A 21,147-nucleotide genomic window follows, 5' to 3' on the forward strand; every position below is an offset into this window, starting at 1 on the left:
GCCGCCATGATCACCATGACATCCGCCTTTCTGGGCGAAATCGACCGCCAGGCGCGCAGCCACTACGACGAAGGCCAGGGCCTGGCGCTGCGCCCGCTGGACCCGGCCCAGGACGCCGCCCTGCTGCGCCAGTGGTTCTCGATGGATTACGCCCGCTTCTGGTCGATGCAGGAATTCTCCGAAGCGCAGGTGCGCGAATTCTACGAAGCCCTGCAAGGCAGCGGCCACGCCGGCGCCTGGCTGGGCAGCCACGACGGCCGTCCGGCGTTCCTGGTGGAGTGCTACGACCCGGCGCACGACCAGGTCGGCGAGCATTACCCGGTACGCGACGGCGACCTGGGCATGCACATCTTCATCGGCCCGCCCCAAGTCCGCATTCCCCACTTCAGCCGCAACGTGCTGGCCTTTGTGATGCGCTTCATGTTCGAGCGTCTGCAAGCCCGCCGCGTGGTGGTCGAACCCGACAGCAACAACAGCAAGATCCATGCGCTGAACCTGGCCATGGGTTTTGTCTACGCCGGCCAGGCGCGTTTTCGCGAGAAGACCGCCAGCATCGCCTTCTGCACCCGGCAGCAGTTTGAACAGGCCCAACTCCAGGAGTCCACCGTATGAGCACCCAGCCCCACCCCGCCCAGATCGCCAGCCACCTTGCCCCCGAGGTCTGGGAAAAAGCGAACCGCCTGCTGGTGAAGAAGGCCATTTCGGAATACGCCCACGAATGGCTGCTGCAACCCGAGCGCCTGGGCCCGTCCGAGGCGCCCGGCTTTGACCGCTACCGCCTGGTGCTGGCCGACGGCCATGCCGAATACCAGTTCGATGCCCAATTGATGGCAATGCGCCACTGGCGCATTCCGGCCGAGTCGATCAGCAAGACCATGGCCGGCACGCCGGCGCCGCTGGACGCCTTGCAGTTCGTGATCGAGATCCGCGACAAGCTGGGCATGCCCGAAGACCGGCTGCCGATCTACCTGGACGAAATCACCAGCACCCTGCACGGCAGCGCCTACAAGCACACCCGCGCCGCGCTGCCAGCGGCCGAGCTGGCGCTGGCCGACTACCAGACCATCGAAACGTCGATGATCGAGGGCCACCCCAGCTTCGTGGCCAACAACGGCCGGCTGGGCTTTGACGCCGAGGACTACCACGTCTATGCACCCGAGTGCGCCAGCCCGATCCGCGTGATGTGGCTGGCAGTGCACAAGGACAACGCGCACTTCGCGTGCCTGTCGACCATGGACTACGACAGCCTGCTGCGGGACGAACTGGGTGCGGCCACCGTTGCCCGCTACACGCAGGCGCTGCGCGACCAGGGGCTGGACCCGGCCGACTACTTCTTCATGCCGTCGCACCCGTGGCAGTGGTTCAACAAGCTGTCGCTGGCGTTCGCGCCCTATGTGGCCACGCGCAAGATCGTGTGCCTGGGCTATGGCGACGACGAATACCTGGCGCAGCAGTCCATCCGCACCTTCTTCAACATCAGCCAGCCGGGCAAGCACTATGTGAAGACGTCGCTGTCGATCCTGAACATGGGCTTCATGCGCGGGCTGTCGCCGTATTACATGTCGGGCACGCCGGCCATCAACGAATACCTGCACGAGCTGATCGCGTCCGACCCGTGGCTGCGCGAGAACGGCTTCACCATCCTGCGCGAAGCGGCGTCGCTGGGGTTCCGCAACTACTACTACGAAGCGGCCATTTCGGTGGATACGCCGTACAAGAAGATGTTCTCGGCGCTGTGGCGCGAGAACCCCACGGAACTGATCGGGCCGCAGCAGCGCCTGATGACCATGGCGGCGCTGCTGCACGTGGACCCGGACGGCCGCGCGCTGCTGCCGGCGCTGATCCGCGCCTCGGGCCTGGACGCGGCCGCGTGGCTGGAACGCTATGTGGACGCCTACCTGACGCCGCTGGTGCATTGCTTCTATGCGCACGACCTGGTGTTCATGCCGCACGGCGAGAACGTGATCCTGGTGATCGAAGACCACGTGCCGGTGCGCGCCTTCATGAAGGACATTGCCGAGGAATCGTCGATCCTGAACCCGAACGCCGTGCTGCCCGAGAACGCGCGCCGCCTGGCCGCCGACGTGCCCGAGGAATTCAAGCTCTTGACCATCTTCGTGGATGTGTTCGAAGGCTATTTCCGTCACCTGTCGCAGGTGCTGGCCGACAGCGGCGTGATGCAGGAAGACGCGTTCTGGAAGCTGGTGGCCGGCCGCGTGATCGCCTACCAGGAGGCGCACCCCGAGCGCCTGGACAAATACCGCCAGTACGATCTGTTCGCGCCCGAGATGATCCATTCGTGCCTGAACCGCCTGCAGCTGGCCAACAACCTGCAGATGGTCAACCTGGCCGACCCCATCGGCAGCTTCCAGATGGCGCCCAACCTGGCCAACCCCATTGCCCCCTATCGGCCCCAGTGGCTGGGCCAGGGCGTGGGCGACACCGCGCGGGCGCTTGCGTGAACCGCGACCTGGACGATCTGCTGGACCTGACCGACCGCCTCGTGCCCGGGCTGTCGGGCCAGGTCGCGCCGGCGGCGGCCCCGGGCATTCGCCCGGGCGCCGACAACGGCGCGCTGATCGTGCAACTGCGCGACTGCTGGCAGCGCCGCTATCCCGAGGCCGGGCCGCACTACCTGGCGCTGCGCTGCTGGGGGCTGCTGATCTGGCAGCCGGTGTACCTGAGCGTGTTCGCCGCGCACCGCAGCCCGATCGTGCCGGACCTGTCCCGCATGAGCCAGCCGGTGCCGCCCGACGGCTTCGTCATCGGCTACACGCTGGACCGCCATGAACCCCTGCGCGGCAACCTGCGCGAACGCATGCAGGCCGCCGCCGCGCAGTTGCGCAATATCTGCGCCACCTTCTATCGCGAGCTGACCCAGGTGCTGCGGGTCAGTCCGCGCGCCGCCGAAAGCATGCAGGCCGATTGTGTGCTGTACGCCCTGCTGGCCGCGCGCCAGGGCGACTGCGCCGCGGCCAATGCCTGGGCCCAGGAACAGGCCGGCCATTGGCTGGGCCTGTTGGGCATCGACGGACGCAGCGGCTACCTGACCTACGAGCGCGCAACGCTGCCGGTCATTGCTGTCGACCGGCAGGTCTGCTGCCACTATTTCCGCAGGCGCGACGGCGACTATTGCAGCACCTGCCCCAAATTGGATCTTGCCGAACGCATCGCCCGGATCGACGCCGAGAGCGCCGTGCCCGCCTGAGAGGCGGGCCGGGCCTTGCGCGACGGCACAAGGAGTCGGATATGACGGACATTGGCCGCCTGGAGCACGTGCAACAGGCGTTGAGCCCGCTGCACGTTCGGGCCTATTTCGACGAAGCCCTGTTCGCCCGCGAACAGGAAATGATATTCAAGCAATCGGCCCTGTACGTGGGCCACGAGAAAGGCGTGCCCGAGCCGGGCGACTGGCGCCGCCTGCCCCACGAGGAAGGCGGCCGGGTGCTGGTGCGCAATGCGCACGGCGTGGAACTGGTGTCCAACGTGTGCCGCCACCGCCAGGCGCTGATCCTGGGCGGCGAAACGGGCGCGGTGACCGGACCGGCCAACCCGGCGGGCAATCTGTCGGCCACCGGCGGCAACATCGTCTGCCCGCTGCACCGCTGGACCTACGACAACCAGGGGCAGATCCTGGGCGCGCCGCAGTTTCCCAGCACGCCGTGCCTGAACCTGCCGCGCTTTCCACTGAAGCACTGCCACGGCCTGCTGTTCGAGGGCCCGCGCGATCCGCAGCGCGACCTGGGCAATCTGTTCACCCGGCCCGAGTTCGATTTTTCGGACTACGTGCTGGACCACGTCGAGGTGCACCAGTGCAACTACAACTGGAAGACCTTCATCGAGGTGTACCTGGAGGACTACCACGTCGGCCCGTTCCACCCCGGCCTGGGGCGCTTCGTCACCTGCGACGATCTCAGTTGGGAATTCGGCCAGCAGTACAGCCTGCAACGCGTGGGCGTGCACGACGCGCTGGAAAAGCCGGGGTCTGACGTGTATGCCGACTGGCACGACACGCTGATGCGCTACCGCGGCGGCTCGGCGCCCGATTTTGGCGCGATCTGGGTGACGTACTTTCCCACCCACATGATCGAGCTGTACCCGCACGTGCTGGTGCTGTCGACGCTCTACCCCAAGAGCCCGCAGGAAACCATCAACATCGCCGAGTTCTACTACCCGGAAGAGATCGCGCTGTTCGAACGCGAATTCGTCGAGGCCCAGCGCGCGGCCTACATGGAAACCGCCATCGAAGACGACGAGATCGGCGAACGCATGGACGCCGGCCGGCTGGCGCTGCTGCGTCGGGGCGTATCGGAAAGCGGACCGTACCAGTCGCCCATGGAAGACGGCATGCAGCACTTTCACGAGTGGTACCGCGACATCATGGGAGATCAGCTGGGCGACTGCGCGGCGCCTTGAACCCGGGCCGGGAGGCAGGCCGCTGCCGGCAAATCGGTGGCGGAACGAGGGGCGAATTTGCCGGCAACAATGCGAATATATGTTATTCTCATTTGCACATTTGGCGGTGCTTTCCGCGCCGCCAAGGGCTCATCCCGTAACGCGAGTGACGATCTTGAACCCATCTGCCTCCCCCGCCCAATTCACCGTCGCCGACTTCAACCGCATGGGCGACCAGAGCGGTTTCCGCTATCGGCTGCCGCAGCTGGACCGCGCGGTGCGCGGCGACCCCGACCATCTTTGCATCGCCGAGGGCCGCGTCGAGAAATGCGCCATCCGTCCCGGCCTGACCCTGGTGCTGTCCGACGTGCGGGTGCACCAGCACTACGAGGCCACATCGATGATGTCGCCGCGCTTCTCGGCCATCGTCATGCTGCAAGGCCATGCCCGCACCCGCATCGACCGCCACGACGACGTGCGCCTGGCCGCGCATAGCGGCGTCAGCGCGCTGTATGGCGATACCGTCGCCATGACAGGCATCCATGAACCCGGGCAGCGCCTGCGCAGCGTCAACCTGTCGCTGTCGGACCCTGACAGCGCGGGCGACGACCGCACCAGCGAGATGATCTGGAAGGCGCTGCGCTCGCCTGCCCTGCGGCTGCGCCGCTGGCAGGTGCCGGGCCACCTGCTGCAGGCCATCGAGCACCTGCTGGACTGCGCCTGGGACGGGCCGCTGCAGGACATGTTGCGCGAAGGCGTGGCGACGCAGCTGCTGGCCCACGCCCTGGCCTCGCTGGAATCCGGCGCGCCCACGGAAAGCGCGGTGTCCGAACGCGACCGACTGCTGCTGGAACGGGTACGCGAACGCCTGCACAACGCGCCCGGCGAAGAACACACGCTGGACGACCTGGCGCGGCTGGCCTGCATGAGCCCCAGCACCCTGCGCGCCAAGTTCCAGGCCACCTACCAGCGGTCGGTGTTCAGCTGGCTGCGCGAACGCCGGCTGGAGGTGGCGCGCGAACAATTGGCCCAGGGCTGCAGCGTGCAGCAGGCGGCGCATTTCGTGGGCTACCGCCACGCGACCAACTTCGCCACGGCGTTTCGCGAACGCTACGGCATCGCGCCCAGCGAGCTGAACTGAACGTCCGGCGCTGCCCATTGCTCTTGCAGCGTTCCCCATTCATGCCCGGGCGCCGGGCAGGCGACCATGCGGCAGAGCCTCCCATCCCGGGAGGCGCCTGCCATGGATGCCGTCGTGCCGCGCCCCGAATCCCCGCCGTCTTTTCCCGTCATGGTGCTGATGCTGGGCCTGTTGGCCTGCGTCGCGCCCGCCACCATCGACGCCTACCTGCCCGCCTTCGGGGCGCTGGGGCGGGAATTTTCGGTGTCCCAGGAAACCGTGCAGCTGACGCTGGGAGTCTACATGGCCTGCTATGCGTCGATGCTGCTGCTGCACGGCACGCTGTCGGATTCGCTGGGGCGGCGGCGCATCGTGCTGACGGCGCTGGGGGTGTACATCTGCGGGGCGCTGATGGCCGCGCTGGCGCCCAGCTTCGGCTGGCTGCTGGCCGGGCGCGCCGTGCAGGGCCTGTCGGCCGGCGCAGGCATCGTGGTGGGCCAGGCCATCATCCGCGACTGCTACGACGGGGTGCCGGCGCGCCGGGCCATGTCGTACCTGATCCTGGTGTTCAACCTGTCGCCCGCGCTGGCGCCCATCATCGGCGGCTACCTGGCGGCGCACCAGGGCTGGCGGTCGGTGTTCCTGCTGCTGACGGCGCTGGCGGGCGCGGCCTGGCTGCTGTGCGCGCGGCGCCTGCCCGAAACGCTGCCGCCCGCGCAGCGCCAGCCGCTGGCCTGGCGCACGCTGGGCGCCAACTACGCCCGCGTGCTGGGCGAGCGGCGCTACATGTCGCTGGGCCTGGCGTTCAGCCTGCTGTTCGCGGCCCAGGGCTTTCTGATAGGCGCGGCGCCCGATTTCATCGCCAACGTGCTGGGGCTGCCGGAAACGGATTTTGCCTACCTGTTCGTGCCGCTGGTGGCGGGCGCCATGGCCGGCGCGCTGTTCGCCGCGCGCAAGGCCGGCAAGTGGCCCGATTCGCGCATCACGCTGCTGGCCTATCTGCTGATGGGCGGCAGTTGCCTGGCCAACGTGCTGTATGTGGCCGCCGCGGAAACACCGCGCCTGCCCTGGGCGGTGCTGCTGCCGGGCGTATTCACCTGCGGGCTGGCGATGTCGGTGCCGGCGATGACCCTGCGCATCCTGGCGCGGGTGCCCGATCTGTCGGGCACGGCGGCGTCGGTGCTGGGCTTTTTGCAGATGCTGACCTTCTCGGTGGTCAGCGGCTGGTGCGTGCCGCTGGTCTATGGCCAGCCGTTGCGGCTGGCGGTGGCGATGCTGGCCTGCGTGGCCGCCAGCGCGGCGGGCTGGGCCTGGCTGCACCGTGGCGACCCGGCGCTGACCAAAGCGCAGGCGGGATAGGCCGGCGGCGTTTGCCATATGCATCGCATCGTTCGGCATACAAAAGGGCAGCGGTAAAAATCAATAATTCTCATTACCAAACATTTCCGCTGGAGCTCGCCCTCATGCCGTCCGTTCTGCCCACGCCCGCCGCCCGTTTGCGCCGGGTGCGTCCTCTTGTCTATGCGATCCAGACGGCCTTGTTCTGCTCCGCCCTGACCCACCAAAGCGCCGCCGCCCAACGGGCGGCGACGCCGGCAGCGTCTTCATCCGAAAGCACGTCCGGCGTGCCCCAGCTGCCCGCCGTGACCGTCAGCGGCGCCGGCATCCCCGGCACCACGGAAGGCACCCATGCCTACACCACCGACGCGATGAACACGGCCACCGGCCTGACGCTGTCACCGCGCGAGACGCCGCAGTCGGTCAGCGTGGTGACGCGCCAGCAGATCGAAGACCAGGGCTTGCAGGACACCGGCGCGATCCTGGCCAGTGCGCCCGGCATCTCGGTCACGCGCAGCGACAGCAACCGGCTGTCGTTCTCGTCGCGCGGCTTTTCGATCGACAATTTCCAGTTCGACGGGCTGAACTCGCCGATCCTGAGCCTGTGGAACTACGGCGCCACGGACCTGGATTCCGCCATCTACGACCGGGTCGAGATCGTTCGCGGCGCCACCGGCCTGATGACCGGATCGGGCAACCCGTCGGCGGCAGTGAACTTCATCCGCAAGAAGCCGCTGCGCGAATTCGCGCTGTCGGGCAGCGCCAGCGCAGGCAGCTGGGACCATCTGCGTGGCGACCTGGACCTGTCGGTGCCGGTGACCGAGAACGGCCGCATCCGCTCGCGCTTCGTGGCCGCCTACAGCCAGGGCGACAGCTACGTGACCTTCCTGGATTCGCGCAAGCGCACCTTCTACGGCGTGATCAGCGCCGACCTGACGCCGGACACGGTGCTGACGGCTGGCCTGGAATACCAGCGCAGCCAGAGCAATGGTTTTGGCAGCGGCTTCCCGCTGTTCTACAGCGACGGTTCGCGCACCGACTTCAATCGATCGGTGGCCAACAATACGCGCTGGGCTCGCATGGATACGGAGTCGACCACCACCTTCGTGGACCTGACCCACCGCTTTGCCAACGACTGGAAAGCCCGCGCCGCCTATAGCCACAATGACGGCAATTACCTGATGAAGCAGCTGTTCCGCGGCGGCTATCCCAACCGGACCACCGGCGCGGGCATGACCAGCGCATTCAACAACTACGACGGCGACCGCTCCCGCGACGACATCCACCTGACCCTGTCGGGTCCGTTCCAGCTGCTGGGGCGCAAGCACGAACTGGCGCTGGGCTGGATGAGCGTGAACGACCACAGCAATATCGGCCAGTATCTGCAGACGGGGGCCAAGCCGGCCATCGGCAGCTTCATGGACTGGCGCCAGGATCACATCGCCGAACCGACCTGGTCCGGCACCAAGACGCCAGCGGACGACATGCGGGTCAAGCAGACCGGCGCCTACGCGGTGGGCCGGTTCTCGCTGGCCGACCCGCTGCACCTGATCGTGGGCGGTCGCTGGAGCAACTGGGAAACCAGGCAGACCTACTTCGGCAGCAAGCGTGAATACAAGATCGACGACCAGTTCACGCCCTATGCCGGCCTGATCTACGACATCAACAGCACCTACACGGCCTACGCCAGCTATACCGAGATCTTCCAGCCGCAGAATGCACGCACGCCCAGCGGTTCGATCCTGCCGCCCATCGATGGCAAGAGCTACGAAGTCGGGTTGAAGGCCGCCTACCTGGACGGCCTGCTGAACGCCGCGGTGTCGCTCTACCAGACCCGCCAGAACAACCTGGCGCAGGCCATCCCGGGCGAATCCGTGAGCGGCATGCCCGGCACGCAGGCGTACCGCGCGGTCTCGGGCGCCAAGGTCGAAGGCTTTGAGCTGGAAACCAACGGCCAGCTCGCGCCCGGCTGGAACATTGGCGCCAGCTATACGCATTTCACGGCCAAGGACGCCGACGGCAAACCGATCAACACCAGCCACCCGCGCAGCCTGTTCAAGCTGTACACCACCTATCGGCTGCCCGGCGACCTGCATCGCCTGACGGTGGGCGGCGGGGTCGATTGGCAAAGCCGCATGTTCCAGTCCGCGGCCAGCCCGCGTGGCAACGTCGACGTGGAGCAAGGCAGCTACGCGCTGCTCAACCTGATGGCGCGCTTCGATGTTTCCAAGCAGGTCTCGGCCACGCTGAACCTGAACAACGTCCTGGACAAGAAGTACTACGACCAGATCGGCTTCTATAGCCAGGGCTGGTACGGGGCGCCACGCAACGTCATGCTGACGGTGCGCGCGCAGTACTGACGCAAGCCACCGACACGCCAAGGAGCACAGCGCCGCGATGCGTTTGAATCTGGGGAATACGGCGCCGTGGCGCCGGGTCGCCGCGGCGCTTGCCGCGGCGTGGGTGCTGGGGTTGGCGGGGTGCGATCGGGCGCCGCCTGCGCCGGGCGCAGGATCGGTGCCGCCTACCGCCTCACCTGCCGGCTTTCCCGTCACGATCGACAGCGCCCTGGGCCAGGCCGTCATTGCCGCGCCGCCTCGCCGCGTGGTCACGCTGGGCCTGGGGGCCGACGACCTGGCGCTGGCGCTGGGCGTGGTGCCGGTGGGCACCAGCCGGGCCGACTGGGGCGGCGATGCCGACCACTATTGGCCCTGGGTGCGCGCAGCCATCCAGGCCCAGGGGCAGCCGCTGCCCGAACGCATCACGGTCTATCCCGAACTGGATATCGAAAAGATCATCGCGCTGCGGCCCGACGTGGTGCTGGCGCCCTTTTCGGGCGTCAGCCGCGAGGCCTACGCGCAGTTGTCCCGGCTGGTGCCGGTGGTGGCCTACCCCGACCAGCCCTTCCTGACGCCGGTGGACACGCAGATCGACCTGATCGCCGCCGCGCTGGGCAAGCGCGCCGAGGCCGATGCGCTCAAGGCCCGCATTCACGACGCCCTGGCACAGGCGGCCCGCCAGTATCCCGAGCTGGCCGGCAAGACCTTTGCCTACGTGCGAGCCGATCTGGGCTCGGGCAATTTCGCCGCCTATGTGGCCGGCGACCCGCGCGTGGACACGCTGAGCGCGATGGGGCTGACGCTGGCCCCGTCCGTGCGCGGCCTGCGGGCCAGCGCGGGCCACTTTGCGCACTACCTGGGCTTCGAACATGCCGACGCGCTGGGCGACGCCGATATCCTGGTGTCGTGGTTCTACACCCCCGAAGAGCGCGACCGCACCGGCGCCCTGCCGCTCTACGCGTCGATTCCCGCGGTGCGGCGCGGCGCCTATGTGGCGCTGAGCGATCCGGCGCTGGTCATGGCGTCGTCGTCGGGCACGCCGCTGGCGGTGGCCTGGATGCTGGACCGGCTGGCGCCGCAGTTGGCGCAGGCGGCGCAGCGGGCGCAGAGCGGCGGGGCCGGCCGATGACGCAGGCGCCACGGCCCACGCGCCTGCGCGCGCTGGTGTGGCTCGCCGCCTGTATGGGGCTGGCCACCGCCGCGCTGGCCAGCCTGTGGATCGGCTCACGCGGGCTGTCGGCCGGCGCGGTATGGCAGGCCCTGCTGCGGCCCGACGACAGCTATGCCGCGTTGGTGGTGGCCTCGCGCATTCCTCGCACCTTGCTGGCCCTGCTGACCGGCGCGGCGCTGGCCGTGGCCGGCGCGCTGATCCAGGCGCTGACCCGCAACCCGCTGGCCGAGCCCGGCCTGCTGGGGGTGAACGCGGGCGCGGCGGCCTCGATCGTGACGGTGGCGCTGATGGCCGGCGGCCTGCCCGCCCACCCCTTCTGGGCCGCCCTGCCCGGCGCGCTGGCTGCCGCCGCGGCGGTCTACCTGATCGGCGCCGGCGGCCGCGGCCTGCAGCCGGTACGGCTGATCCTGGCCGGGGCGGCGGTCAACGCCGTGCTGTTCGCCTATGTGCAGGCCGTGGCGCTGCTGCGCAGCGATATCTTCGATGCCTACCGCTTCTGGGCGGTCGGGTCCCTGGCCGGGCAAAGCCTGGACGCCGCGCGGCGCGCCGCGCCCTATATCGGCGCGGGCCTGCTGCTGGCAGCGGCGCTGGCACGGCCACTCAACCTGCTGGCCCTGGGCCAGGCGCTGGCCCAGGCACTGGGGCTGCGCGCCGGCCTGTACCGCCTGCTGGGACTGCTGTGCGTGGCCATCCTGGCCGCGGCCGCGACCGCCGCGGCCGGCCCGATTGCGTTTGTCGGCCTGGCCGTGCCGCACATCGCGCGCCGCTACGCCGGGCCGGACCTGCGCTGGCTGCTGGCCTATTGCGTGGTGCTGGGCCCGCTGCTGATGCTGGTGGCGGACATTCTGGCCAGGGTGCTGCGGGCCCCGGCCGAGCTGTTGACGGGCGTGGTGGTGGCCTTCATCGGTGCACCGTTCCTGCTGGCGGCGCTACGCAGCCGTGGCCGGAGTCTGGCATGACGCCGCCCACTCATGCGTCCGTGCCTGCCCCCCCGCCGATGCTGCGCGCGGGCCGCTGGCTGGCGTGGCCGCTGGCGCCGCGCGCACTGGCCTATGGCGCCATCCTGTTCGTGATGGCGGCCGCCCTGCTGGCCGCCACGCTGCGCACGGGCGACCCGACCCTGTCCTGGCACACGCTGTGGCAGACCCTGTGGGGCGGCGGCAGCGCCGTGGAGCAATGGCTGGTACACACCGTGCGCCTGCCGCGCGCCCTGTCGGCATTGGGCGCCGGGGCCGCACTGGGCCTGTCGGGCGCGCTGTTCCAAAGCCTCACCCGCAATACGCTGGGCAGCCCCGACGTCATCGGTTTGACCGCCGGCGCATCCGCGGGCGCGGTGGCCGTCGCCATGGTCTGGCCCGGCCTGATGCCGGTGGCCTGGGGCGCCGCCACCGGCGCCCTGCTGGCGACCGCCGGGGTCTGGTTCGGGTCCGGGGCAGGCTTTGCCGCGCCGCAGCGCATGGTGATTGCCGGCATCGCGGTGGGCGCCATCGCCTTCGCGTTCGTGCAATTCGGGCTGTCCAACCTGCGGCGCGAGCAAGCCTACCTGGCGGCCACGTGGCTGAACGGCAACCTGGCCGGCAAGACCTGGCACGACGTGGCGCTGATCAGCGTGGCTTGCGCGGTGCTGCTGCCGCTGGGCCTGGCCTTGTGCGCCCGGCTGCGCCTGCTGGAAATGGGCGACGACCTGGCGCAGGCGCTGGGCGCATCGCCGGCGCGCAGCCGCCTGGCCGCGACGCTGGTGGCCGTGCTGGCGGCGGCGGCCGCCGTGGCGGTGGCCGGCCCCATCGCGTTCATCGCCCTGGCCGCGCCGCAGATCGCGCGCCGTGGGGTACGCGCCAGCGGCCCGCAGCCGCTGCTGGCCGCCCTGACCGGCGCGGTGCTGCTGGCCGCCGCCGATCTTCTGACCCGCGCCGCCGGCCCCAACGGCCTGCCGGTAGGCGTTCTGACCGCCGGCATCGGCGGTGTTTATCTGGCTTTCCTGCTGGTGCTCGAATGGCGCAAGGCGACAACGTGAACGATGCTTTTCCCGGCGCCTCTGCGCTGCAGCTGCAAGAGGTGGACCTGTCGTACGGCGATACCGCCGTGCTGCAGGGGCTGTCGCTGGCCATCGAACCCGGCGCCTTCACGGCCGTGGTGGGCCCCAACGGCTGCGGCAAATCGACCTTGCTGCGGGTGCTGGGCGGCGCGCTGGCGCCCACCCGGGGCCAGGCCTGGCTGGACGGCGCCAACCTCGCCACGCTGCGCCGCAAGGCGGTGGCCCGGCGCCTGGCCTACCTGCCGCAAAACCCGGTTGCCCCCGAAATGATCAGCGTGCGCGACCTGGTGGCGCGCGGCCGCTACCCGCACCAGACGCTGCTGCGCCAGTGGTCGGCGGCCGATGCCGCGGCGGTCGACGCGGCGCTGGCCGACACCGACCTGGCAGACCTGGCCGACCATCCCGTGCACACGCTGTCGGGCGGCCAGCGCCAACGGGCCTGGCTGGCGCTGGTGCTGGCGCAGGATGCCGGCATCATGCTGCTGGACGAACCCACGACCTTCCTGGATATCCGCCACCAGATCGACCTGCTGGAATTGTGTGCGCGCCTGCACCAGGCCGGCCGCACGCTGGTGGTGGTGCTGCATGACCTGAACCTGGCCTTTCGCTATGCCGATCGGGTGGTGATGATGCGGTCCGGCCGCATCGCCGCGCAGGGCGAGGTGCGGCAGGTGGTGACCGAAGCCGCGATGCAACAGGTGTTTGATCTGGATTGCCGGGTGCTGCCCGATCCGGAGACCGGCAGCCCGATGATCGTGCCCCGGCGCGGCGGCCGGGCTTGAACGCGCCGTAAGGCGACGACGGCGACGACGGGGTCGCAGCCCCGCCCTGTCGCCCTACAGCATATGCGCCAGGAATTCCCGGCTGCGCGGATGCTGCGGCGCGCGGAAGAATTCCGCCGACGGCGCCTCTTCGACGATGCGGCCTTCGTCCATGAAGATCACGCGGTGCGCGACTTCGCGGGCAAAACCCATTTCGTGGGTCACGACCAGCATGGTCATGTGCTCGTCGGCCAGCTGGCGCATGGTGCGCAGCACTTCGCCCGTCAGTTCGGGGTCCAGCGCCGACGTGGGCTCGTCGAACAGCATGATGTCCGGTTCCATCGCCAGCGCGCGGGCGATCGCCACGCGCTGCTTCTGGCCGCCGGACAGGCGCGTGGGATAGTTGTCGCGCTTGTTCAAGAGGCCGACCTTGCGCAGCAGTTCCTCGGCCTTGGGCACGATGGCCGCGCGCGCCATGCCCTTGACGATCATGGGCGCTTCGATGATGTTCTGCAGCACGGTCATGTGCGGGAACAGGTTGAACGACTGGAACACCATGCCCATCTTGCGGCAGATGCGGCGCACGTCGGCGTCGCTGGCGTACTGGCTGCGTCCGCCCGGGACGGCACTGACCAGGGCCTCGCCTTCGACGTCGATGGCGCCTTCGTCGATGGTCTCCAGGTGGTTCAGGCAGCGCAGGAAGGTGCTCTTGCCCGAACCGGACGGCCCGATCACCGCCACCACTTCGCCCTTGCCGAGTTCGAGCGACACCTGGTCCAGCACCCGGTTGGCGCCGAACGACTTGACGATGCCGCGGGCCGAGATCATGGCGTGGCGCGCGCCGGCGGACGGATTACTGGTCGTATTTGGCATAGCGCTTTTCCATATGCTGGAAGAACCACGTCAACACCAGCGTCATCAGAAGATAGAAGGCGGCCGCCACCAGGAACGGCGTGGTCGTGAAGTCGCGCTGCACGATGCCGCGCGCGGTGCGCAGGATGTCGTTGAGCGCCAGCACGTAGATCAGGGACGTGTCCTTGACCAGGGTGATGGTTTCGTTGCTCATGGGCGGCAGCACCCGCTGCACCATCTGCGGCAGCACGATGCGGCGCAGCGTCTGCAGGTAGGTCATGCCCAGCACCTTGCTGCCTTCGTACTGGCCCCGGTCCACCGACTGGATGCCGGCGCGGAAGATCTCGGCGAAATACGCGGCGTAGTTCAGCGCAAACGCCACCACCGCCGCCGGAAAGTCGGGCAGGCGCACGCCCACCACCGGCACGAACGGCAAGGCGAAATAGATGAACAGCATCTGCAGCATCAGCGGCGTGCCGCGCATGAGCCAGATGTAGCCATTGACCAGCCGGCTGACCAGCGTCCATTTCGAAATGCGCAGCAGCGCCAGCACCAGGCCCAGCGGAACCGCCAGCGCCAGGGTGATGAAGAACAGCGTCAAGGTCACCTTGGCGCCTTGCGCCAGGGGACCCAGAAGGGAAATTACATAGTCCATGCGGGAAGGTTCGCGCCGTAGAACTGCAAAACGCCCGGACCGCCATGCGGCCCGGGCGTTTCAAGGGGAATTACTTGATGATGTTGGCGCCGAACCACTGGGTGGCGATGCGGCCGGCGGTGCCGTCCTGCTTCATCGAATCCAGGGTCTTGTCCAGCTTGGCCAGCAGGTCGGTGTCGTCCTTGCGCACGCCGACGCCGTAGTCTTCGGTGCCGAAGTTCTCGTCCAGCACGCGGTATTCATTGGCGCGCTTGCTGATCAGGTAGCGGCCCACCACTTCGTCGACCACGATGGCGTCCAGGCGACCGGCGGCCAGGTCCATCAGGGCCGTGACGTTGTCGCCGAACTTCTTGACTTCCTTGATGCTGCCGGCAACCGGGTCCTTGGCGATGGCGTCGGTGGCGCTGCTGCCATCCTGTGCGCCGACCACCTTGCCGGCCAGGTCGGCCTTGACCTTCACGGGCGAGGCGTTGCCCACGATGATGATCTGGTGGTTGGCCATGTACGGCGCGGTGAAGCTGATGTTCTTCTTGCGCTCTTCGGTGATGGTCAGGCCGTTCCAGAGCACGTCGACGCGCTTGCCGTTCAGTTCGGCTTCCTTGGCGCTCCAGTCGATGGGCTTGAATTCGACTTCCATGCCCAGGCGCTTGCTGGCTTCCTTGGCCATGTCGATGTCAAAGCCGACGATCTGGTTGCTGGCGTCGCGGAAACCCATGGGCGGGAAGTTGTCGTCCAGGCCGACCACGACCTTGCGGGCGGCGGCCGGGGCCTGCGCGCCGGCGGCGGCGGGCGCGTTGTCGGACGGGCCGCAGGCGGTCAGCATCGTGGTTGCGGACACGAGAAGAACAGCAGTCAGTTTTTTCATATTTATGGGCGCGCGAAGCGCAGGGATGAAGAATGCCGGGAGGCTCGCCGTCCGGATCGACAGAAGCCGCGAGCCGGTATTTTAGCGTTCCTGGAAATATGTGTTTCAGGCAAGCGGCATATCGGCACCGCAGCGGCCCTTGGCGGCCAGGCTCAGCCCGCCCGGGCCGCCATCCCGGCACGCAGGCCCGCCGCACCGTCCAGCGCGTCGTCCCACAGTTGGCGAGTCAACGCTTGGGCGTCGGTTTCCTGCGCCAGCGCAGCAGCCTCGCCCGACCACAACAGCGAGAACTCGTCGCTGCCGGTCTTTTCGACGGCTGCGCGCAGCGGGTCGACCGCGCCGGTGGCCAGCGGAAAAGCCGGGGCTACGGCGCTCATCGGCCCTTGTTCGAAAGCCGCTGCGACCCGCTTGCGCGCAAGGGCTTTGCGGCCGCCGCCGGACGTGACGGCTCGCCCCGGCCGGTCATGCTAGGCTTGGGCGCATGACACGACGCAGCCCCCCTCCGCTTGCCAGCCTCCCGGCCACGCGCCCGGAGCTCGCCGCATGAGCCCCGCCATCCGCCTGGGCCCCCTGGTCTTTCCCACCGAGCTGGCCGTGCTGATCGTGGCCGGCGCCGTCGGTCTGCTGGCCGCGCGCCTGTTCGGCGGCAAGCGTGCGCCGGACATCAGCACGGTGCTGTGGCGCGCCTTGGTGATCGGCCTGGTCGCCGCGCGCCTGGGTTTCCTGTGGCAGACCCGCGAACATATTCTGCAAGACCCGATCCAGGCGCTGGATATACGCGACGGCGGCTGGACGGGCATGGTCGGGCTGGCGGCCGCCTGCGCCTATGTGGCCTACGCCGCACTGCGGGCCATGGCGCCCCGGCCGGCGCTGCTGGGTGCGCTGGCGCTGGCCGCGGCCACCTGGCTGATCGGCGGCCAACTGCTGGCGCCCACACCACAGCCCCAGCCCGCGCTGACCGCAGTGGCCTTGCAGCACCTGGACGGCAAGCCCGCCGCCCTGGCTGCCTTCCAGGGCAAGCCCACAGTGGTCAATCTGTGGGCCAGCTGGTGCCCGCCGTGCCGCCGCGAGATGCCGGCCTTCGAACGCGCCCAGGCCGCCAACCCCGATATCCACTTCGTTTTCCTGAACCAGGGCGAAACGTCCGCCGCGGTGCGGCAATATCTGGATCAGCATGCGCCGTCACTGACCAACGCCTTGCTGGACCCGGCCGGCGAAGCGTCGCGCACGATGAGCAATCGCGGCCTGCCGGCCACGCTGTTCCTGGATGCCGACGGACGGTTGATGGATGTGCGGGTCGGTGAACTGTCCAGCGCCACGCTGGCACAGCGGCTGGAGGCGATCCGCCCGGCCGTAGCCCCCTGACCTGGGACGAATGGCATGCCAAGGACCCTCGGACTCATCATGCGACGATCGGCGATTGCCCTCTTTGCGGCCGGCCTGGCCGCGTGGACGGCGCCCGCCAGCGCCCAGCCGCGCGAGCAGGTCGAAGGTACGCTGACGGCGGCCCTGACCCAACTGCTGAACCAGTACGTGGACCCGGTCGATACCCGCGCCTTGGCGATGCACGGCCTGCGGGCCCTGCCAGTCTTGCCCGGCGAAGCCGACGCAGCACGCAAGGCCGCCATCGACCAGGCCGTGACCGCCGAAGGCCTGGCCGCCGATATCCCCGAGCAAAGCCGCATCCTGGCCGACCAGATCCTGCGATTTGCTGATGGCCCGCCGCGTGCGGCGGCGCTGAATGCCGCGCTGCGCGGCATGATGGCCAGCCTGGATGCCTACAGCCGGGTCGCCACGGCGGCCGAGCTGGCGCCGCCACCGGCGTCCGTCGGCCTGGAACTGTCGATCCAGAACGGCGCCTTGACCGTGATGCGTCCCCTGCCCGGCGGGCCTGGCGAACGCGCCGGCCTGCGCACGGGCGACGTCATAAGCCACATCGACGGCCGTGCCACGGCCGGCCTGCCGCTGTCCGAAGCGGTGGCCTTGCTGCGCGGCGCGACGGGCACCCGCCCGACATTGCGCATCCAGCGGCCGGGGGCCCCGGACCTCCTTACCGTGCAGCCCGTGCGTGGCCCGGTGCAGGCCCCGCCCTCGGTGCGCTGGGACATGAACGGCGCTGTGGCCGTCGTCACGCTGGCGGCCTTTGACAGCAAGACGGACAGCCAACTGCGGGCCGCGCTGGACGCCGCGGCCGCACGCGCCGGCTCGCGGCTGGGCGGCCTGGTGCTGGACCTGCGCGGCAATGCCGGCGGGCTGCTTGACGTGGCCGAGCAGGTGGCCGGCGTGATGCTGCGCAAGGGTTCGCGGATCGGCAACCTGTACGGCCGCACGCCCGCCGATTCACGCGCGCTGGTGGCGCGCGACAGCCTGCTGCCGCATGACGTGCCGGTGGTGGTGATCGTCGACCGCCGCACCGGCGCAGGCGCCGAGATCGTGGCCGCGGCATTGCAGGACCACGGCCGCGCACTGGTGATCGGCGAAAAGACCGCCGGCGCGGGGACCATACAGACCGTGCTGCCGCTGCCCGCGAACGAAGGCGCGCTGGTGGTGACCAGTGCGCGCGTGCATCGGGCCAACGGCGCGCGGCTGGAGGGCGCGGGCGTGACGCCGCAATTGTTGATAGACGCCGCCACGGGAAAGATGTCCTTGCGCGCCGACGTCGCGGCCGATTTCAATGCCGACATGGCTGAACGCCTACGCGCGGCGCTGGCATCGGCGCCCGCGAACAGCGACCCTGCCCTGCTCGCCGCGTTGACGGCGTTGAAGTAGGCGGCTGGGCGCCGGCCCGCGACAAGCGCGGATTCAGACGCCGCCGCGGGCCGCGCCAGATGACTAGCCGGAAACCGGCTCGGCCCACGGCAGGGCCACGCCCTGCTCGACCTTTGTCATCAGCCGCAGGCGTTGTCCAATGTGCCCTGCCTTGGCATCCAGTCGCACGACCAACACCGGGCCCTGTGGCAAGGCCTGAGCGGTGGCGATGAGGCGGTCGCGTTCGTCCCCAGCCCCCGGCACGCGGGTCCAGGCCAGCAGTTCGGCCTCGTCCACCATCACCTCATTGGCCTGGTCGTGCCCGCAGGCCGGGCACCAGAGCCGGGCCGGATACACCCGGTGCGCGCATTGCGTGCACGCCATCACGCTGAAACTCATGCGCCCTCCCTGGCCAGCACGGCCGCGTTGGCGCACATGCCGTAGCGCAGTTGCACCATGCCATAGCCGGTGGCCACGCCATGACGCGCGTCCGCCACTTGCCGCGCGCCGGCACGGCCCAGCAGTTGCCGCGCCACTTCCACAAGCCCGTGCATGCCGCCCGCCGTGCCCGCCTGCCCCGCCGACAACTGTCCGCCCGCGGTGTTGACCGGCAGCGCGCGCGTGGCGATGCGGCGGGCGATGAAGCCCGGCAGGTCATCGGCCGGCGCCAGGCCCAGGTCACACAATTGCGCCACGGCCATCGCCGGGTAATCGTCGTACACGCCCACCACATCCATATCGTCTGGCCCCAAGCCCGCGTCGCCCCACAGCGCGGGCGCGAAGTCGGCGATGCCGGTGACCAGGCCATCGCCTTCCTGCTGGTCGCCGTTGTAGCGCGCCCCGCTGGCCCGCAGCGTGACATGCACGCCGTTGGGCTGCGCCTGCAATACCAGCGCGCAGGCGCCGCTGACGACCGGCACGCAGTCCATCCGCCCCAGCGGCGCGGCCACCATCGGCGCGTCCAGGTATTGCGCCAGCGTCAATGGCTGGCGATAGGCGGCGTTGGGATTGTCGGCCGCCCACGCACGCTGCGCCACGCACAGCGCGCCGTAGTCTTCGCGCCGCAAACCGGTCTGCGCCATCTGCCGCTGCGTCAGCATGGCGAACAGTGGATTCGGGCCGGCGCTGCCCAGCGGGCTCAGGTAGTCCTGCGCGCTGCGGTTGTAGCCGCGCACCAGTGACGCGAAATCGGCGCCGGTGAAATGGTCGCCCGCCGCCAGGACAATGGTGCGTGCCTGCCCCGCCTGCAAGGCCAGCCAGGCGTGGCGCAGCATATTGATGGCGCTGGCGCCGCCCATTTCGTCCTGCATGCACCAGCCCAGCGTCAGCCCCAGGCGCCAGGCCAGGTCGATGGCGCGGTCGGGCCGCAAGGTGAACGAGGCCAGGCCCAGGCCATCGACGTCCGCCGGCCGCAGCCCGGCGTCGTCCAGCGCCAGGCGTACGGCCTGCGCGATCAGCCCGGCCGTGCTGATATCCGGCCCGGGGTGACGCAGCGCGGGGGTTTCACCCACGCCGACAATGCCGGGCCTGGCGGGCTTGGGGCTCATGCCGAATCCTCGCGCGGCGGTTCACGCGTCAGCAGCAAGGTGATGACGGTGATGACCGCCATGCCGACCAGGAACCACGCCACCGGCGTGGCCGATTCATACTTGCGCAGCAGCGCCATGGCGATCAGCGGCGACAGGCCGCCTGCGAACACCGAGGCCAGTTCGTGACCCAGCGCCAGGCCGGTGTAGCGGACTTCGGGCGGGAACAGTTCGGCAAAGTACGCCGGCTGGGTGCCGATCATGGCCGCGTGGCACACGGTGTTGCCCATGAAGAACGCCAGGAAGATCCAAATAGGCTCTTTGGTCTGCACCAGCCAGAAGAACGGAAACGCCGCCAGCGCCAGCCCGGCCGAGCCGATCAGGTAGACCGTGCGCCGCCCGATGCGGTCGGACAGATGACCGAACCACACCAGCGTGCCCAGTTCGATGAACATGGACGCCAGTACCCCGCCCAGCATCACGTCGTTGGGAATGCCCAGGAACTTGCCGTAGGCCAGCGCGAACGCCAGGAAAATGTACGAACCGCCATTTTCCGCCACCCGCAGTCCCATCGCCGTGAACACCTGGCGCGGATAGCGGCGAAACACTTCGACGGCCGGCATGCCGCGCTTGGCGGTCTTGGTGGCCTGAATGAATTCCTCGCTTTCCGGAATGTGCTTGCGGATGTAGAGGCCCACGCCGAAGATCAGCACGCTCAGCAGGAAAGGCAGGCGCCAGCCCCAGCTCATGAAGTCGTCCTGCGGCAGTTGCTGGGCCAGCATGAAAACGCCCGACGACAGCACGAAGCCGCCGGCCACGCCCAGCTGGCTGAACGACGAGAAATAGCCGCGGCGCTTGCCGCCCACGGCCTCGCTGATCAGCAGCACGCCGCCGCCCCATTCGCCGCCGGCCGCCGCGCCTTGCAGGATGCGCAGCAGCACCATCGCCGCCGGCGCCCACAGGCCCACCTGTTCATAGGTGGGCAGCAATCCAATCAGGAAGGTGGCCGCGCCCATGATGCCCAGCGTCCATTCCAGCGCCAGTTTGCGGCCATAGCGGTCGCCGATGTGGCCGAACACCACGCCGCCCAGCGGCCGCGCCAGAAAGCCCACGGCAAAACCCGCGAAGGCGCCCATGGTGCCCAGCAGCGGGTCGGTGCCCTTGGGAAAGAACAGCTCGCCGAACACCAGCGCCGCCGCCGTGCCGTAGATGAAAAAGTCGTACCACTCCATCGCGTTGCCGGCCACGGACGCCATCACCACCTTGCGCGTGCGCTTTCTGCGGGCTTCTTCGTCGGCGCTGCGCGCCGCCCCTTGGTATGCCAACGTCATGCTGTTTCCCC

General features: G+C 69.0%; 19 protein-coding genes and 1 pseudogene. 13 read left to right on the forward strand and 7 right to left on the reverse strand.

Annotation, left to right across the window (positions count from 1 at the left end):
• Positions 1 to 6: 6 nt before the first annotated feature.
• From ACUDP5_RS14680 to ACUDP5_RS14730, 11 genes are all read left to right on the forward strand, one after another.
• Positions 7 to 612, forward strand: a complete 606-nt coding sequence (locus ACUDP5_RS14680) for a GNAT family N-acetyltransferase (RefSeq protein ID WP_445656414.1) — start codon at positions 7 to 9, stop codon at positions 610 to 612.
• Positions 609 to 2,462, forward strand: a complete 1,854-nt coding sequence (locus tag ACUDP5_RS14685; RefSeq protein ID WP_445656415.1) for an IucA/IucC family protein — start codon at positions 609 to 611, stop codon at positions 2,460 to 2,462. Before ACUDP5_RS14680 ends, ACUDP5_RS14685 begins: the two co-directional genes overlap by 4 nt.
• The gene (locus tag ACUDP5_RS14690; protein ID WP_445656416.1) at positions 2,459 to 3,208 is read left to right on the forward strand and encodes a siderophore ferric iron reductase; all 750 of its coding nucleotides are present in this window, start codon (positions 2,459 to 2,461) and stop codon (positions 3,206 to 3,208) included. Before ACUDP5_RS14685 ends, ACUDP5_RS14690 begins: the two co-directional genes overlap by 4 nt.
• 41 nt (positions 3,209 to 3,249) lie before the next feature.
• Positions 3,250 to 4,416 carry an aromatic ring-hydroxylating oxygenase subunit alpha gene (locus tag ACUDP5_RS14695; RefSeq protein WP_263915086.1) on the forward strand — a complete coding sequence of 389 codons (1,167 nt, stop codon included), beginning with the start codon at positions 3,250 to 3,252 and terminating at the stop codon, positions 4,414 to 4,416.
• 205 nt (positions 4,417 to 4,621) lie between these two features.
• The gene (locus ACUDP5_RS14700; protein ID WP_445659168.1) at positions 4,622 to 5,536 is read left to right on the forward strand and encodes a helix-turn-helix transcriptional regulator; all 915 of its coding nucleotides are present in this window, start codon (positions 4,622 to 4,624) and stop codon (positions 5,534 to 5,536) included.
• A 114-nt stretch (positions 5,537 to 5,650) separates the two neighbouring features.
• Complete coding sequence (locus tag ACUDP5_RS14705; protein ID WP_445659169.1) at positions 5,651 to 6,874, forward strand: multidrug effflux MFS transporter; 1,224 nt, start codon at positions 5,651 to 5,653, stop codon at positions 6,872 to 6,874.
• A 116-nt stretch (positions 6,875 to 6,990) separates the two neighbouring features.
• Entirely contained in the window at positions 6,991 to 9,213 is a 2,223-nt protein-coding gene (fauA, locus tag ACUDP5_RS14710; RefSeq protein WP_445659170.1) for a TonB-dependent alcaligin siderophore receptor FauA, read from the forward strand.
• Between the two features lie 37 nt (positions 9,214 to 9,250).
• Positions 9,251 to 10,321, forward strand: a complete 1,071-nt coding sequence (locus ACUDP5_RS14715; protein ID WP_445656417.1) for an ABC transporter substrate-binding protein — start codon at positions 9,251 to 9,253, stop codon at positions 10,319 to 10,321.
• Positions 10,318 to 11,322 (forward strand): FecCD family ABC transporter permease, encoded by a 1,005-nt coding sequence (locus ACUDP5_RS14720; protein WP_445656418.1) that lies wholly within the window; start codon positions 10,318 to 10,320, stop codon positions 11,320 to 11,322. The genes ACUDP5_RS14715 and ACUDP5_RS14720 overlap by 4 nt, the downstream gene beginning before the upstream one ends.
• Positions 11,319 to 12,377, forward strand: coding sequence for a FecCD family ABC transporter permease (locus ACUDP5_RS14725; protein WP_445656419.1), 1,059 nt, complete (start codon positions 11,319 to 11,321; stop codon positions 12,375 to 12,377). The genes ACUDP5_RS14720 and ACUDP5_RS14725 overlap by 4 nt, the downstream gene beginning before the upstream one ends.
• Entirely contained in the window at positions 12,374 to 13,180 is an 807-nt protein-coding gene (locus tag ACUDP5_RS14730) for an ABC transporter ATP-binding protein (RefSeq protein WP_445656420.1), read from the forward strand. The genes ACUDP5_RS14725 and ACUDP5_RS14730 overlap by 4 nt, the downstream gene beginning before the upstream one ends.
• A 54-nt stretch (positions 13,181 to 13,234) precedes the next feature.
• On the opposite strand, the gene ACUDP5_RS14735 is transcribed toward ACUDP5_RS14730, so the two are convergent.
• From ACUDP5_RS14735 to ACUDP5_RS14750, 4 genes and pseudogenes are all read right to left on the reverse strand, one after another.
• The gene (locus ACUDP5_RS14735; RefSeq protein WP_263915130.1) at positions 13,235 to 13,987 is read right to left on the reverse strand and encodes an amino acid ABC transporter ATP-binding protein; all 753 of its coding nucleotides are present in this window, start codon (positions 13,985 to 13,987) and stop codon (positions 13,235 to 13,237) included.
• 25 nt (positions 13,988 to 14,012) lie between these two features.
• Positions 14,013 to 14,666 (reverse strand): amino acid ABC transporter permease, encoded by a 654-nt coding sequence (locus tag ACUDP5_RS14740; protein ID WP_183005576.1) that lies wholly within the window; start codon positions 14,664 to 14,666, stop codon positions 14,013 to 14,015.
• Positions 14,667 to 14,736: 70 nt separating this feature from the next.
• Positions 14,737 to 15,531, reverse strand: a complete 795-nt coding sequence (locus ACUDP5_RS14745; RefSeq protein WP_263915093.1) for an amino acid ABC transporter substrate-binding protein — start codon at positions 15,529 to 15,531, stop codon at positions 14,737 to 14,739.
• A 152-nt stretch (positions 15,532 to 15,683) separates the two neighbouring features.
• A pseudogene (locus tag ACUDP5_RS14750) lies at positions 15,684 to 15,920 on the reverse strand (2-nitropropane dioxygenase); the annotation flags it as partial.
• Positions 15,921 to 16,074: 154 nt separating this feature from the next.
• On the opposite strand from ACUDP5_RS14750, the gene ACUDP5_RS14755 reads away from it, so the two are divergent.
• The gene (locus ACUDP5_RS14755) at positions 16,075 to 16,896 is read left to right on the forward strand and encodes a redoxin family protein (protein WP_445656421.1); all 822 of its coding nucleotides are present in this window, start codon (positions 16,075 to 16,077) and stop codon (positions 16,894 to 16,896) included.
• Positions 16,897 to 16,935: 39 nt separating this feature from the next.
• Positions 16,936 to 18,300, forward strand: a complete 1,365-nt coding sequence (locus ACUDP5_RS14760; RefSeq protein WP_263915101.1) for a S41 family peptidase — start codon at positions 16,936 to 16,938, stop codon at positions 18,298 to 18,300.
• Between the two features lie 63 nt (positions 18,301 to 18,363).
• On the opposite strand, the gene ACUDP5_RS14765 is transcribed toward ACUDP5_RS14760, so the two are convergent.
• The 3 genes from ACUDP5_RS14765 to ACUDP5_RS14775 are packed head-to-tail and all read right to left on the reverse strand — an operon-like array spanning position 18,364 to position 21,136.
• Positions 18,364 to 18,678 (reverse strand): zinc ribbon domain-containing protein, encoded by a 315-nt coding sequence (locus ACUDP5_RS14765; protein ID WP_445656422.1) that lies wholly within the window; start codon positions 18,676 to 18,678, stop codon positions 18,364 to 18,366.
• Positions 18,675 to 19,826 (reverse strand): thiolase family protein, encoded by a 1,152-nt coding sequence (locus ACUDP5_RS14770; RefSeq protein ID WP_445656423.1) that lies wholly within the window; start codon positions 19,824 to 19,826, stop codon positions 18,675 to 18,677. Before ACUDP5_RS14770 ends, ACUDP5_RS14765 begins: the two co-directional genes overlap by 4 nt.
• On the reverse strand, positions 19,823 to 21,136 hold the full coding sequence (locus tag ACUDP5_RS14775; RefSeq protein ID WP_263915104.1) for an MHS family MFS transporter: 1,314 nt from the start codon (positions 21,134 to 21,136) through the stop codon (positions 19,823 to 19,825). The genes ACUDP5_RS14770 and ACUDP5_RS14775 overlap by 4 nt, the downstream gene beginning before the upstream one ends.
• Positions 21,137 to 21,147 lie beyond the last annotated feature (11 nt).

This window comes from Achromobacter sp. NCFB-sbj8-Ac1-l, from assembly GCF_052695805.1.

Excerpts from the sequence above, each read along its gene's own strand:
- ACUDP5_RS14760 (WP_263915101.1), top strand. The coding sequence starts at position 16,936 with ATGCGACGATCGGCGATTGCCCTCTTTGCGGCCGGCCTGGCCGCGTGG.
- ACUDP5_RS14725 (WP_445656419.1), top strand. The coding sequence starts at position 11,319 with ATGACGCCGCCCACTCATGCGTCCGTGCCTGCCCCCCCGCCGATGCTG.
- ACUDP5_RS14755 (WP_445656421.1), top strand. The coding sequence starts at position 16,075 with ATGAGCCCCGCCATCCGCCTGGGCCCCCTGGTCTTTCCCACCGAGCTG.
- ACUDP5_RS14765 (WP_445656422.1), bottom strand. The coding sequence starts at position 18,678 with ATGAGTTTCAGCGTGATGGCGTGCACGCAATGCGCGCACCGGGTGTAT.
- ACUDP5_RS14695 (WP_263915086.1), top strand. The coding sequence starts at position 3,250 with ATGACGGACATTGGCCGCCTGGAGCACGTGCAACAGGCGTTGAGCCCG.
- ACUDP5_RS14715 (WP_445656417.1), top strand. The coding sequence starts at position 9,251 with ATGCGTTTGAATCTGGGGAATACGGCGCCGTGGCGCCGGGTCGCCGCG.
- ACUDP5_RS14735 (WP_263915130.1), bottom strand. The coding sequence starts at position 13,987 with ATGATCTCGGCCCGCGGCATCGTCAAGTCGTTCGGCGCCAACCGGGTG.
- ACUDP5_RS14745 (WP_263915093.1), bottom strand. The coding sequence starts at position 15,531 with ATGAAAAAACTGACTGCTGTTCTTCTCGTGTCCGCAACCACGATGCTG.
- ACUDP5_RS14775 (WP_263915104.1), bottom strand. The coding sequence starts at position 21,136 with ATGACGTTGGCATACCAAGGGGCGGCGCGCAGCGCCGACGAAGAAGCC.
- ACUDP5_RS14770 (WP_445656423.1), bottom strand. The coding sequence starts at position 19,826 with ATGAGCCCCAAGCCCGCCAGGCCCGGCATTGTCGGCGTGGGTGAAACC.
- ACUDP5_RS14720 (WP_445656418.1), top strand. The coding sequence starts at position 10,318 with ATGACGCAGGCGCCACGGCCCACGCGCCTGCGCGCGCTGGTGTGGCTC.
- ACUDP5_RS14740 (WP_183005576.1), bottom strand. The coding sequence starts at position 14,666 with ATGGACTATGTAATTTCCCTTCTGGGTCCCCTGGCGCAAGGCGCCAAG.
- ACUDP5_RS14680 (WP_445656414.1), top strand. The coding sequence starts at position 7 with ATGATCACCATGACATCCGCCTTTCTGGGCGAAATCGACCGCCAGGCG.
- ACUDP5_RS14685 (WP_445656415.1), top strand. The coding sequence starts at position 609 with ATGAGCACCCAGCCCCACCCCGCCCAGATCGCCAGCCACCTTGCCCCC.
- ACUDP5_RS14700 (WP_445659168.1), top strand. The coding sequence starts at position 4,622 with ATGGGCGACCAGAGCGGTTTCCGCTATCGGCTGCCGCAGCTGGACCGC.